The sequence below is a fragment of the Pseudomonas sp. BE134 genome, assembly GCF_031456105.1.
GTDB lineage: Bacteria > Pseudomonadota > Gammaproteobacteria > Pseudomonadales > Pseudomonadaceae > Aquipseudomonas.
In genome coordinates this window covers 50431-64681 of record NZ_JAVDUA010000030.1, presented here as the reverse complement: position 1 = coordinate 64681, position 14251 = coordinate 50431, and the positions used below count along the sequence as shown (strand labels likewise).

General features: G+C 59.6%; 10 protein-coding genes. All 10 read left to right on the top strand.

Annotated elements, in window-relative coordinates; genetic code table 11:
- Positions 1 to 388 precede the first annotated feature (388 nt).
- Positions 389 to 1789, top strand: coding sequence for a polynucleotide adenylyltransferase PcnB (locus J2Y56_RS22720; protein WP_007948667.1), 1401 nt, complete (start codon positions 389 to 391; stop codon positions 1787 to 1789).
- A 3-nt stretch (positions 1790 to 1792) separates the two neighbouring features.
- Complete coding sequence (gene folK, locus J2Y56_RS22715) at positions 1793 to 2278, top strand: 2-amino-4-hydroxy-6-hydroxymethyldihydropteridine diphosphokinase (protein ID WP_007948668.1); 486 nt, start codon at positions 1793 to 1795, stop codon at positions 2276 to 2278.
- A gap of 572 nt (positions 2279 to 2850) precedes the next feature.
- Positions 2851 to 3651, top strand: a complete 801-nt coding sequence (panB, locus tag J2Y56_RS22710) for a 3-methyl-2-oxobutanoate hydroxymethyltransferase (protein ID WP_007948740.1) — start codon at positions 2851 to 2853, stop codon at positions 3649 to 3651.
- Positions 3648 to 4508, top strand: coding sequence for a pantoate--beta-alanine ligase (panC, locus tag J2Y56_RS22705; RefSeq protein WP_310352849.1), 861 nt, complete (start codon positions 3648 to 3650; stop codon positions 4506 to 4508). Before panB ends, panC begins: the two co-directional genes overlap by 4 nt.
- Positions 4509 to 4699: 191 nt before the next feature.
- Positions 4700 to 5080, top strand: coding sequence for an aspartate 1-decarboxylase (panD, locus tag J2Y56_RS22700; protein WP_003228271.1), 381 nt, complete (start codon positions 4700 to 4702; stop codon positions 5078 to 5080).
- A gap of 210 nt (positions 5081 to 5290) precedes the next feature.
- Positions 5291 to 6955 (top strand): glucose-6-phosphate isomerase, encoded by a 1665-nt coding sequence (pgi, locus tag J2Y56_RS22695; protein WP_310337145.1) that lies wholly within the window; start codon positions 5291 to 5293, stop codon positions 6953 to 6955.
- Between the two features lie 141 nt (positions 6956 to 7096).
- The gene (acs, locus tag J2Y56_RS22690; protein ID WP_310352846.1) at positions 7097 to 9034 is read left to right on the top strand and encodes an acetate--CoA ligase; all 1938 of its coding nucleotides are present in this window, start codon (positions 7097 to 7099) and stop codon (positions 9032 to 9034) included.
- Between the two features lie 50 nt (positions 9035 to 9084).
- A complete protein-coding gene (locus J2Y56_RS22685; RefSeq protein ID WP_310352844.1) occupies positions 9085 to 9957 on the top strand; it encodes an oxygenase MpaB family protein in 873 nt (290 codons plus the stop codon).
- Positions 9958 to 10130: 173 nt separating this feature from the next.
- A complete protein-coding gene (locus J2Y56_RS22680; RefSeq protein ID WP_310352841.1) occupies positions 10131 to 11147 on the top strand; it encodes a class I SAM-dependent methyltransferase in 1017 nt (338 codons plus the stop codon).
- A 60-nt stretch (positions 11148 to 11207) separates the two neighbouring features.
- Positions 11208 to 14192: a DUF748 domain-containing protein gene (locus J2Y56_RS22675; RefSeq protein ID WP_310352838.1), complete on the top strand. Its 2985-nt coding sequence runs from the start codon at positions 11208 to 11210 to the stop codon at positions 14190 to 14192.
- The last annotated feature ends 59 nt before the right edge of the window (positions 14193 to 14251 follow it).

Below are 14251 nucleotides of genomic sequence, written 5' to 3'. Positions count from 1 at the left end.
AAAACTGTCCTAAGACAGTGCCTGAACTGGTTGGATCGCAAGATCACTGCAGCACAGCGACCAAAGCAATCCGTTTGCTCTTGGCTCCCGATTGGGAGGGTCATGAAAGAAACACGTCATGACGAGGGCACTTAACAAAAACAAAAAGCCCGAAACCAATAATAAAAATAGAGCATGCAACTACTTCTTGGGGAGCTTCGGCTCCCCTTGTAGTTTCCGAGATTCAAAAAAACCTTCCCAAATCTGCCTTGAATTGCGCTTGAAGCCTGCGGCTTACAGCTCATATCTGCTGTGTCCTACACCATCCCTCGACTAAATGCTAGAATCCCCGCCCATCATGCGGTCATTCTTCTGTTATGGCCGAACATTCCTTCAAACAGTGCATCCCATGCTGAAGAAGCTGTTCCAGTCATTCCGTTCTCCCAAGCGTCATACGCAACACATTCGCAGTACGCCTGAAGTGCTCAACAGCGGCCAACACTCGCTGCAAAAGGCCCAATTCAGCCGTTACGCGGTGAATATCGTCGAACGCCTGCAGAACGCCGGTTACCAGGCTTACCTGGTCGGCGGCTGTGTGCGTGACATGCTGCTCGGCATCACGCCCAAGGATTTCGACGTCGCCACCAGCGCCACACCTGAACAGGTGCGGGCCGAATTCCGCAATGCGCGGATCATCGGCCGTCGATTCAAGCTGGTGCACATTCACTTCGGCCGCGAAATCATCGAAGTCGCGACCTTCCGCGCCAATCACCCGCAAAACGACGAGGAAGAAGACAGCAACCAGTCTTCCCGCAATGAAAGCGGGCGCATCCTGCGCGACAACGTCTACGGCACGCTGGAAGAAGACGCGCAACGCCGCGACTTCACCATCAACGCCCTTTACTACGACCCAGTCAGCGAGCGCATTCTTGACTACGCCAACGGCGTACACGATATCCGCAATCACTTGATCCGCCTGATCGGCGATCCGAAACAGCGCTACCAGGAAGACCCGGTACGGATGCTGCGGGCCGTGCGTTTTGCCGCCAAACTGAATTTCGGTATCGAAAAACACAGCGCCTTGCCGATCCGCGAGCTGGCCCCGATGCTGCGCGAGATCCCGTCGGCCCGCCTGTTCGAAGAAGTGCTCAAGCTGTTCCTCTCCGGCCACGCCGCGGACACCTTCGAGATGCTGGTCGACTTGCAGCTGTTCGATCCGTTGTTCCCGGCCAGTGCCGAGGCGCTGGAATACAACCCGACGTACACCCACACCCTGATCAGCGATGCGCTGATCAACACGGACCTGCGGATCAAGCAGAACAAACCGGTGACCCCGGCGTTCCTGTTTGCTGCCCTGCTGTGGCCGGCCCTGCCGGCTCGCGTACTGCGCCTGCAAGAACGTGGCATGCCGCCGATTCCGGCCATGCAGGAAGCCGCTCACGAACTGATTGCCGAACAGTGCCAACGCATTGCAATCCCGAAACGCTTCACCATGCCGATCCGCGAGATCTGGGACATGCAGGAGCGCCTGCCACGCCGCAGCGGCAAGCGCGCCGACCTGTTGCTGGACAACCCACGGTTCCGCGCCGGTTACGATTTCTTGCTGCTGCGCGAAAGCGCCGGTGAGCAGACCGATGGCCTGGGTGAATGGTGGACGGATTACCAGGACGCCAATGACAGCGAACGTCGCGACATGATCCGCGACCTCAGTGGCAAGGACGACGGCACCGGCGCACCCCGCAAACGTCGCCGCAGCGGTGGCGCCAAGCGTAAACGCGCAGCCGGCGAGCCGAGCGTCTCGGGCGAGTAATCCATGGAACGCATCTACATCGGCATGGGCAGCAATCTGGCTGACCCCGCCGAACAATTGCGCAACGCCGTCGATGCGCTGGCGCAGCTGCCGCAGACCGGACTGGTCGGGGTGTCCGCGTTTTATCAAAGCGACTCGCTGCTGCCCGGCCAACCGCGTTACACCAACGCGGTCGCTGCCCTCGACAGCACCCTGGCGCCGCTGGAGCTGCTTGATGCGCTGCAAGCCATCGAGAACGAACAGGGTCGCGAACGCCTTGAACGCTGGGGGCCACGCACCCTGGATCTGGACATCGTGCTGTTTGGCGATCGCCTGATCGATGAGCCTCGCCTCAAAGTCCCTCATTACCATATGCAGGAACGGGCCTTTGTCCTGTACCCGCTGGCTGAGTTGGCACCTGTGGATTTGCGTTTGCCTGATGGCCGCTCTCTCTACGAATTGCTCGCAGCTTGCCCGTTCGTCGGCCTGGAACGCCTGCCTGCGAATTAACGCTGATCCCCTGTGGGAGCGGGCTTGCCCTAATGCCGATCAGTTAAGCCTTAACGCGGACCGTAGCAGCTGGCGAAGCCTGCGTTCGGCTGCGCAGCAGTCGTGAAATCAGCCGGTGCGGTGTTTCAGGTAGACCGCAAACTCATGTTTCACGACTGCTGCGCAGCCGAACGCAGGCTTCGCCAGCTGCTACAAAGTGCGGTTCGGCTTAACTGACTGGCATTAGGGCTTGCCCGCGATAGCGGTTTTACATTCAGCATCAATGTTGACTGATAGTCCGCCATCGTGGGCAAGCCCGCTCCCACACGGGTTGTGTGCCGCACATGAGATCTATTGTTGCTGAATCGCATCAGTTACGCCGGTAACACCCCCGACGTAACAGCGCGGTAACACATCCAATTGACTTCCCGAGTTCTCCTCACGACTATAGGCGTCCCGCTGCCGCCAACACGGCGTTGAAGGGCGCAATCCAGGCCTTAAAAGCACGACAAAAGACCGTGCGCCTGTATTTAACGAAGAATCACGCGCGTTACTCGCAGTAGTTTCCACAGCGCCTGAATGAGGATCTTTTCATGCCAGCCATCACCCTGACCACTCTGCAAGGTCTCAAGCAAAAAGGTGAGAAAATCACCATGCTGACCTGCTATGACGCGACCTTCGCCCACGCCTGCAATGAGGCTGGCGTCGAGGTGCTGCTGGTGGGCGACTCCCTCGGCATGGTTTTGCAAGGTCACGACAGCACCCTGCCCGTGACGACCGCAGACATGGCTTACCATGTGGCAGCCGTCAAACGTGGCAACTCCGATGCGCTCATCCTCGCTGACCTGCCGTTCATGGCCTACGCCACCACGGAACAAGCCATGACCAACAGCGCCCTGTTGATGCAGGCCGGTGCGCACATGGTCAAGGTTGAAGGCGCACTATGGCTGGCAGACTCGATCCGCCTGCTGGCCGAACGCGGCATCCCGGTGTGCGCGCACCTGGGGCTGACACCGCAATCGGTGAACATCCTGGGTGGTTACAAAGTCCAGGGGCGTAACGAGAACCAGGCTCGGCAAATGCGTGCCGATGCCATTTCGCTGGAACAGGCCGGGGCCGCCATGTTGCTGCTTGAATGCGTGCCCAGCGAACTGGCCGAAGAAATTACCCAGGCCGTGAAGATTCCGGTCATTGGCATCGGCGCCGGCAGTGGCACCGACGGTCAGGTATTGGTCCTGCACGACATGCTGGGCTTGGCGATTACCGGTCGCGTGCCAAAATTCGTGAAGAACTTCATGACCGGCCAGCACACCATTCAAGCCGCCCTGAGTGCTTACGTAACCGAAGTCAAAGCGGCGACTTTCCCAGGTATCGAACACGGATTCTCTGCATGAACACCGTAAAAACCGTACGCGAACTGCGGGCCGCCGTGGCCCGTGCCCGCGGTGAAGGCAAGCGCATCGGCTTCGTGCCGACCATGGGCAACCTGCACAGCGGGCATATCGCGCTGATTACCAAAGCCTCCCAACGGGCGGATTTCGTGGTCGCGAGCATTTTCGTCAACCCGCTGCAGTTCGGTGCTGGCGAAGACCTCGACAAATACCCGCGCACCCTCGCCGCTGACCAGGAAAAACTGCTCGAGGCCGGTTGCCACTTGCTGTTCGCGCCCAGCGCTGAAGAAATGTACCCGGACGGCATGGCCGGCCAGACCCGTGTCAGCGTTCCGCTGCTGTCTGAAGGCCTGTGCGGCGCCAGCCGTCCCGGGCATTTTGAAGGTGTGGCGACGGTGGTCAGCAAATTGTTCAACATGGTCCAGCCAGACCTCGCGGTCTTCGGCCAGAAAGACTACCAGCAACTGGCGGTGATCAAATCCCTGGTACATGACCTGAACATGCCGGTCCAGATCATTGGTGAGCCGACTGTCCGAGCGGCCGATGGCCTGGCGCTGTCTTCACGCAATGGTTTCCTCAGCGAAGACCAGCGGGCCGTGGCGCCAGTGGTCTATCGCACACTGAGTTCGATTGCCGATGCGATCAAGCAGGGTGAGCGGGATTTCCCCGCACTGATCGACGCGCAGATCAAACAGCTTGAAGCGGCTGGATTGCGTCCCGACTATCTGGAGATTCGCCACGCGCTGACTTTGCGCCCGGCTACGGCGGATGATCGCGATCTGGTGATTCTGGTGGCGGCGTTCCTTGGCACCACACGGTTGATCGACAACCTGCACCTGAATCTCGACACTACTGCCTGAACACCCCCCCTGCAGGAGCCGAGCTTGCTCGCGATAACGCCGGCACATCCAACACAGGGTGTGACTGACATATCGCCATCGCGAGCAAGCTCGGCTCCTACAGTGTTCTGCGCGGTTCTTACTCCGTATTGCTGCCCTCTGAGGCTTCGGGCAAACTGCCCGCCGTTCGATTCCGACCCGGGAAAACACTCATGCACGCCATCATGCTCAAGGCGAAGCTGCATCGCGCCGAAGTTACCCATGCAGTACTCGACTACGAAGGTTCTTGCGCCATCGACGGCGAATGGCTGGATTTGTCCGGCATCCGTGAATACGAGCAAATCCAGATCTATAACGTCGACAATGGCGAACGCTTCACCACTTACGCGATTCGTGGCGAAGAGGGTTCGCGCATGATCTCGGTCAACGGTGCCGCCGCCCACAAAGCCAAGGTCGGCGACCGCGTCATCATCTGCGCTTACGCTCATTACAGCGAAGCCGAACTGCTCAACTTCAAGCCACGCATGCTCTACATGGCGCCGGGCAACGAGTTGAGCCACACCAGCAACGCCATTCCGGTTCAGGTTGCCTGATCAGGCCGTTTGTCGGACCGCTCCCGGCTTCCATGCATAAAAGTACCGGGATCGGGTCTGACAAAGTCAAGACAGATCGCAGTGCGAGGTTTACTGTATTCGCCCTGTGCCATGAAATCGTGTCGACACAGTTGACCGGACGCCGACCCGCAGCGCTCCGGGATTTTTAGTGTTCAAAAAGCCGTTCAAGTAAAAAGGAAACCCGCAGCGATGGCGTACTACCGCACTCCTCACGACGTGACCGCTCTGCCCGCCTGGCAAGCGCTGAATGATCACCGCCAAGCCATGCAGGATTTCAGCATGCGCGAAGCCTTCAATGCCGACCCGCAACGTTTTACTCAATTCACCCTGAGCAGCTGCGGGCTGTTTCTCGATTACTCGAAAAACCTGATCAACGCCGAGACCCGTAATCTGCTGGTGGGCCTGGCGAATGAAGTCGACCTCAAGGGCGCGATCAAATCGCTGTTCGACGGCGAAATCGTCAACGCTTCCGAGGGCCGTCCGGCCCTGCACACCGCGCTGCGCCGCCCGGTGGGCGACAAGCTGTCGGTGAATGGCGTCAACGTGATGCCGGAAGTGCACAAAGTACTGAACCAGATCACCGACCTCGTGGGCCGCATCCACGACGGTCTGTGGCGCGGTTACACCGAGAAACCGATCACCGACGTGGTCAACATCGGCATCGGTGGCTCGTTCCTCGGCCCGGAGCTGGTGTCCGAGGCGCTGCTGTCCTACGCCCAGAAAGGCGTGCGCTGCCACTACCTGGCGAACATCGATGGCAGTGAGTTCCACGAACTGGCCCTGAAGCTGCGCGCCGAGACCACGCTGTTTATCGTGTCGTCGAAATCCTTCAACACCCTCGAAACCCTGAAAAACGCCCAGGCCGCACGCGCCTGGTACCTGGCTCAGGGGGGTTCCGAAGCCGAGTTGTATCGTCACTTCATCGCCGTTTCCAGCAACAATGCCGCGGCTGTGGCGTTCGGTATTCGCGAAGAAAACATCTTCCCGATGTGGGACTGGGTCGGCGGCCGTTATTCGCTGTGGTCGGCCATCGGCCTGCCAATCGCCCTGGCGATCGGCATGTCGAACTTCAAGGAACTGCTGTCCGGTGCCTACACCATGGACCAGCATTTCCTGACCGCCCCGTTCGAGCAGAACATGCCGGTGCTGCTGGCCTTGCTCGGCGTGTGGTACGGCAACTTCTGGGGCGCGCAAAGCCACGCGATCCTGCCGTACGACCACTACCTGCGTAACATCACCAAGCACTTGCAACAGTTGGATATGGAGTCCAACGGCAAGAGCGTGCGTCAGGACGGCACCCCGGTGTCCACCGACACCGGCCCGGTCATCTGGGGCGGCGTCGGGTGCAATGGTCAACACGCCTATCACCAGTTGCTGCACCAGGGCACCCAGCTGATCCCGGCCGACTTCATCGTGCCGATCGTCAGCTTCAACCCGGTGTCCGATCACCACCAGTGGCTGTACGCCAACTGCCTGTCGCAAAGCCAGGCGCTGATGCTGGGCAAGACCCTTGCAGAAGCGCAAGCCGAATTGCGCGACAAAGGCATGAGTGAAGAGGACGTGAAAAAACTGGCGGCGCACAAAGTGATCCCCGGCAACCGTCCGAGCAACACGCTGGTGGTCGAGCGCATCAGCCCGCGTCGCCTCGGCGCATTGGTGGCGATGTACGAACACAAAGTCTTCGTGCAAAGCGTGATCTGGGGCATCAACGCCTTCGATCAGTGGGGCGTGGAACTGGGCAAGGAACTGGGCAAAGGCGTCTACAACCGCCTCGTCGGCAGTGAAGAAACCCCGGCTGACGATGCCTCGACCCAAGGCCTGATCAACTACTTCCGCGGCCGTCACCGCGGGTGATCTGAAGCCCTGCCCACAGGTTTGAAACACAAACTCTGTGGGCAACACCCGCTCCCACATTGGTTTTGTGTCCGGCTTGAACCCGTTCGCTACTCGGTGCATCTTTATTACTTGTCGCAAAACAAGAATAAGGAACCGTCAATGTTCGATATCAGCACGTTCCCCAAAGCCGATGCCGTCCGCCGGGCTGCGAATTTAAGTCAAGACGACTATCACCGCCTGTATCGCGAATCCATCGAACACCCCAGTACGTTCTGGGCTGAACAAGCCACGCGCTTTCTCGACTGGAGTGCGCCGTGGAACACTGTCCAGCGCTACAACCTGAAAACCGGTGAAGCCAGCTGGTTTTCCGGTGGCAAATTGAACGTCAGCTACAACTGCATCGACCGCCATCTGGAACAGCGCGGCGATCAAATCGCGATCATCTGGGAAGGCGATGACCCCGCCGAATCCGCACAAATCACTTACAAAAAACTCCACCACAACGTCTGTCGCCTGGCCAACGTGCTGAAAAGCCGTGGCGTGAAGAAAGGCGACCGCGTCTGCATTTACATGCCGATGATCCCCGAAGCGGCCTACGCCATGCTGGCCTGCACGCGCATCGGCGCGGTGCATTCGGTGGTCTTCGGCGGTTTCTCCCCGGATTCTGTGCGCGACCGGATTCTTGATGCCGATTGCCGCACCGTGATCACCGCCGACGAAGGCGTGCGCGGCGGCAAAGTCGTGCCCCTGAAGGAGAAAGTCGACAAGGCGCTTGAGAGTTGCCCGAACGTCAGTACGGTGATCGTGGTCGAGCGCACACAAGGTGCGGTGAATTGGGTTGAAGGTCGCGACCTCTGGTATCACCACGCCTTGCGCGACGTCAGCGATGATTGCCCGCCGGAACCGATGGACGCCGAAGACCCACTGTTCATCCTCTACACCTCCGGCAGCACCGGCAAACCCAAGGGCGTGTTGCACACCACCGGCGGTTACCTGCTGCAAGCCGCGATGACCTTCAAATACGTGCTCGACTACCGTGACAACGAAGTGTTCTGGTGCACCGCCGATGTCGGCTGGGTCACTGGCCACAGCTACATCGTCTACGGTCCGCTGGCCAACGGCGCGACCACGCTGATCTTCGAAGGCGTGCCGAGTTATCCGAGCAGCTCGCGCTTCTGGCAGGTCATCGACAAACACCACGTCAACATTTTCTACACGGCGCCGACTGCGCTACGCTCGCTGATGCGCGAAGGGCCGGAACCGTTGAAGGAAACGTCGCGCGCCAGCCTCAGATTACTTGGCACTGTTGGTGAGCCGATCAACCCGGAGGCGTGGGATTGGTACTTCAATATTGTCGGCGAACAGCGCTGCCCGATTGTCGACACCTGGTGGCAGACCGAAACCGGCGGCATCATGATTAGCCCGCTGGTCAGCGCGCAACGGATCAAACCCGGCTGCGCCACGCAACCGATGTTCGGCGTGCAACCGGTGTTGCTCGATGAAACGGGCAAGGAAATCAAAGGTGCGGGCAGCGGCGTGCTGGCCATCAAATCCAGCTGGCCGGCGCAGATCCGCAGCGTCTACGGCGACCCGCAACGGATGGTCGACACTTACTTCAAGCCCTACCCCGGCTACTACTTCACCGGTGACGGCGCGAGGCGCGATGAGGACGGCGATTACTGGATCACTGGGCGCATCGACGACGTGATCAACGTCTCCGGGCACCGCATTGGCACCGCCGAAGTGGAAAGTGCCCTGGTGCTGCACGACAGCATCGCCGAAGCCGCTGTGGTCGGTTACCCCCACGACCTCAAAGGCCAAGGTATCTACGCCTTCGTCACGCCCATGAACGGCACCGCCCCCGACGACGAACTGAAGAAAGTACTGTTGGCCCACGTCAGCAAGGAAATCGGCAGCTTCGCCAAACCGGACTTGATCCAATGGGCCCCGGCTTTGCCGAAAACCCGCTCGGGCAAGATCATGCGGCGTATCCTGCGCAAAATTGCCTGCAATGAACTGGACACGCTGGGTGATACCTCGACCCTGGCCGACCCGAGCGTTGTTCAGGATCTCGTGGATAAACGCCTGAATCAATAAGCCTCACGCGGCCAGCAATGGCCGCGTTTCAATTTCGTCACCGAGTCGCCATGGAATTCATCCGTACCCGCATCGAAACCCAGATCATGAGCCTGACCGGTCTGTCCCTCGGAAAGCTCGATCTGGAAAACCCCAAGGGCGATCCCGGTCTGTTCGGCCCCGACTCGGTGAGTTGGCAAGTGCATGGCGATTTCAGCAGCATGCTGATCGGCGGTATCAGTGCGCTGATGCTGCAAGCCTTGCATCCATTGGCCCTGTCAGGGGTCTGGGACCATTCAAATTTTCGCGAGGACATGCTCGGCCGACTGCGCCGCACCGGACAATTCATCTCCGGCACCACGTTTGGCTCCCGAAAAGATGCCGACTGGCTGATTGAAAAAGTCCGCACCATCCACCTGCAAGTGACGGGCACCGCGCCGGACGGGCGTCCTTATGCGGCCAGTGATCCGGACTTGCTGACCTGGGTGCATGTGGCCGAAGTCAGTAACTTTCTCGCCGCCCATTTGCGTTATCGCAATCCGAATCTGTCACTGGCCGATCAGGACCGTTACTACGGGGAAATCGCGCTGGTCGCCGAGCGACTGGGCGCCCGTGATGTGCCCCGCTCGCGGCAAGAAATTGCGGATTACCTTGAACGCCTTCGCCCCCAGTTGCTGTGCGATTCACGCAGCCACGAAGTCTTGCGATTGCTGTTGAACGCCCCCTCCCCCAGCCGTCTGGCCAAGCCTTTTGGCGGTTTGATGATGCAGGCCGGCATCGATCTGTTGCCTGACTGGGCCAGTGACATGCTGGGCGTCACCCAACCCCCGCTGCAACGCAAACTGATCCGCGCCAGCGTCAACCGCAGCGCGCCGATGCTGCGCTGGGCGGTGCGCAATGGCTCGGTGCAGCGGGCTAAACGGCGGATGGGGTTGCTCACCTGAAAAGCTAAAAGCTTCGCGAGCAGGCTCGCTCCCACTGTGGATGTGTGTCGAACATAAATGTGCAAACAATTGAGATCTCTTGTGGGAGCGAGCCTGCTCGCGATGGCATCACCTCGGTTCCGGCCCAAGCTGGTAAACTCCCGCGCCCAATTCCCTCCTGCAAGGCGCCCAGCATGTCTTCCTTGAATCAGGCGCTGCGCGCCGCCCTCGAACATCGCCAGGACCTGCTTGCCGAACTGCATCAGCAAGGCACCGATTGCTATCGCCTGTTCCACGGCAGCCAGGAAGGCGCCGGCGGCCTGACCATCGACCGCTATGGCCCGCAGTTGTTGGTGCAAAGCTTTCACCAGTCGCTGGAACGCGACGTGCTACTGCACCTGCACGAGACGATCAACCAGCATTTGGGGCTCGACACCCTGCTGGTCTACAACGACCGCTCCCGGGGCAATTCGCGTATCGACCGTGAAGACACAGTTTACCGTGCCGATGCGGCGGCGCTGGAGGACTTGGTCGGCCACGAATGGGGCCTCAACTACCGGGTTCGCGGGCGTCATGCCGGTCAGGATCCGCTGCTGTTCCTCGACCTGCGCAATACCCGTGGCTGGGTCAAAGCGCACAGCCAGAACAAAAGCGTGCTCAACCTGTTTGCCTACACCTGTGGTGTCGGCCTGAGTGCTGCGGCCGGTGGCGCCCGTGAGGTGTGCAACCTCGATTTTGCCGAGGGCAACCTGGCAGTCGGCCGTGAAAACGGTCTGCTCAATCCGCAGTTGCCAGCCATGGAATTCATCCAGTCCGATTACTTCCCGGCGATCCGTCAACTGGCGGGCCTGCCCATCAGTCAACGGCGCGGGCAGAAACTGCCGAGCTACCAACGCCTTGAGCAGCGTCAGTACGACCTGGTGCTGCTCGACCCGCCCGCCTGGGCCAAGAGTGCTTTCGGCACCGTCGATCTGCTACGCGACTACCAGAGCCTGCTCAAACCCGCACTGCTGACCACCGCCGACAATGGCGTGCTGATCTGCTGCAACAACCTGGCAAAGGTCAGCATGGACGACTGGCGCGAACAGGTACTGCGTTGCGCGGAGAAAGCCGGGCGACCGGTGCGCGAATGGACCGTGATGACACCGGGCGCTGATTTTCCGTCGATGGATCAACAGCCACCGCTGAAAACGCTGATCCTGCAGCTCTGACATCCACCTGAAAATTCAGACAAAACCTGCAAATTCTGGTCACTTTTGAACTGCAATCGCATGCCATACTCCAAGGCACTCCGATTCAGACAGATGAAGCCACACATGCCCAAAGGATTGATTCGCGCCATCGGCGCCTTGTTGACTGCTCTGGCCCTCTACAGCTTGCTGGGGTTTCTGATTTTACCGGGTATCGCGTTGCGGGTTGCCAACCAACAATTGGCCCATTACGCCACGGTACCCGCCCACCTTCAGCGGATCGAAATCAACCCGTTCAGCCTCGAAGTCACCCTTTGGGGCCTGGTCATCGGTGAGCCGGGCAAAGAGCAGGTCGGCTTCGAACGCCTGTACGCCAACCTGCAACTCGACAGTCTCTCGACCAAGGCCGTGCATCTGTCCGAGATCGAACTGGTCAAATCCAAGACCGAAATCCTCTTCGGCAAGGACGGTAAACTCAACCTGCTTGGGCTGTTCAAACTGCCCGCGAGCGAACCGACGCCTGCCGACCCGGACGCCAAGCCGTTTCCGCTGCGCGTGGAGCGGATCAATCTGGTCGGCGGCTCGGTGCACTTCCAGGATTTGCGCCCCAGCGAACCCATCGAATTTATCTACGACAAACTCGATCTGGAACTGAAACACCTCAGCACCCTGCCCGACGACAGCGCCGACATGACGTTGGTGGCCATCGGACCGGCCGGTGGGCAGGTCGACTGGACCGGCAACTTCAGCCTGATCCCGCTCGCCTCCGAAGGTAAGCTGAAAATCACTGACGGCAAGATGAAGTCTTTCTGGCCTTATGTACGTGACGCCGTGCCACTGGATCTGGAAAGCGGTGTGCTCAGCCTCAGCACCGACTACAAACTCAATCTGTCCAAAGAAACCGAACTGCTGCTGAGCAATGTCGCCGTCAGTGTCGCGCCTTTCGCGATCAAGGCCCCGGACGGCCGACCTTTGGCGAAGCTCGATCGACTGGACATCAGCGAAACCACGGTAGACCTGGCCAAGCAACACGTGGTGGTCGGCAAGATTCGCAGCCACAAGCTGGAAACCTGGGCCGCCCTCGAAGCCGACGGGCAACTCGACTGGCAAAAGCTGTTCGCCAGCCAGCCCTCCAAACCTGCCGCCAAGGCCAAGGCCGAACCCGCCAGTACACCAGCGGCCGCTGACTCACCCCCACTTGAACCGGTGCCGCCGGGCAAGCCGTGGCAGGTGCTGCTCAAAGACGTGCAGCTGCGCGATTCCCTGGTGCACCTTGCCGACCGCAAGGCGCAACCCGCTGTGGCGCTGGAAGTCGGCCCGTTGAATCTGAACCTGCAAAATTTCGACAGCCTTAACGGCTCGCCATTTAATCTCAAGCTCGACACCGGCGTGGGCAAACAAGGCAAGATCCTCGCCGACGGCGTGGTCAATCTCGCCCCGGTCAGCGCCAAACTGAAGGTGCAGACCAAAGACATCGACCTGCGTGTCGCCCAGTCCTACATCACCCCCTTCATTCGCCTGGAACTGCGTAGCGGCATGCTCGGCAGTGATCTGGCGGTCGATCTGAAAAGCACCGAGCCGCTGGCGTTCAGCGTCACCGGCCGCGCTCAAGTCGATCAGTTGCACACCCTCGACACCCTTAAAACCCGCGACTTCCTCAAGTGGCAGCAGCTGGTGCTTGAAGGCCTGAACTATCAGCACGGTGACAACTTGTCGATCGACAAGGTCAATCTGTTCCAGCCTTATGCGCGCTTCATGATCAACGAAGATCGCACCACCAACATCGATGACCTGTTGATCCCGCAACCGACCGATGCCGGCGCCAAAACCACCGCCGCCAAACCGGCCAGCAACAACAAACCACTGGGCATTCACATCGGCGGCATCGCCATCAATGACGGCTCAGCCAACTTCGCCGACTTCAGCCTGACACCGAACTTCGCCACCGCCGCGCAGCAGCTGAACGGGCAAATCGGCACCATCGACAGTCGTCAGGCAAAACCGGCCAGCGTGGATATCAAAGGCAAGGTCGATCGTTATGCGCCGGTGACCATTAAGGGCGCGGTCAATCCGTTCGACCCGATGGCCAGCCTCGACATCGCCACCAGTTTCAAACGTGTGGAACTGACCACGCTCACCCCTTACTCCGGCAAGTTTGCCGGGTATCGCATCCGCAAGGGCCGACTCAATCTCGACCTGCATTACCTGATCATCAAAGGCCAGCTCAAGGCCGAAAACAAAGTGGTGGTCGAACAACTGCAGCTGGGTGAAAAAGTCGACAGCCCGGACGCCGTGAGCCTGCCGCTGAAACTGGCGATTGCCTTGCTCAAGGATGTGGATGGCAAGATTTCCATCGAACTGCCCGTCACTGGCGACCTCAATAATCCGCAGTTCAGCGTCATGCCGATTGTCTGGCAAACCCTGCGCAACCTGATCGTCAAAGCGGCCGCAGCGCCGTTCAAAATGATTGGCGGCTTGGTCAGTGGTGGTGGTTCCGAAGACTTGGGCACCGTGTCGTTCGCAGCGGGCTCAAGCGATTTGAGCCAGGAAGCTGAAGGTGCGTTGGTCAAACTGTCCCAAGCCTTGAAGGAACGTCCGGCCCTGCGTCTGGAAATCGAAGGCACGGCCGCCGCCAGCACCGACGGCCCACTCATTGCCGAGCAACGCCTGGAGCGTGAATACCAGTACAACTACTACAAAATGCTCCAGCGTCGCGGCGACAAAGTCCCGGCCCAGGCTTCATTGCTGGCGGTCCCGGAAAACGAGAAAGGCCCGCTGCTGGAAGGCATCTATCGCACGCGTCTGAAGACTCAGCCACCGGCTGAATGGAATGACTTGGGCAAGGAAGAACGCACCGCAAAAATGCGCGCCGACGTGATCAAGTTCTGGAGCACCAGTGACGTGCTGTTGCGTCAGTTGGGGCAGGAGCGCGCGAGCAGCATCAAGGACTATCTGGTGGACAAAGGTCAGCTGGCCGATGACCGTGTGTACTTTATCGATGCCAATCTTGGTCAAGCAGAAAGTGATGGTCGGGTGGTGACACCGTTGCATCTGGATGCCGAGTGATGCTCAGAAGATGGCTCAGTAGCCAGTGAGATCTGCACGACCTTGAGCGACCACAGTTA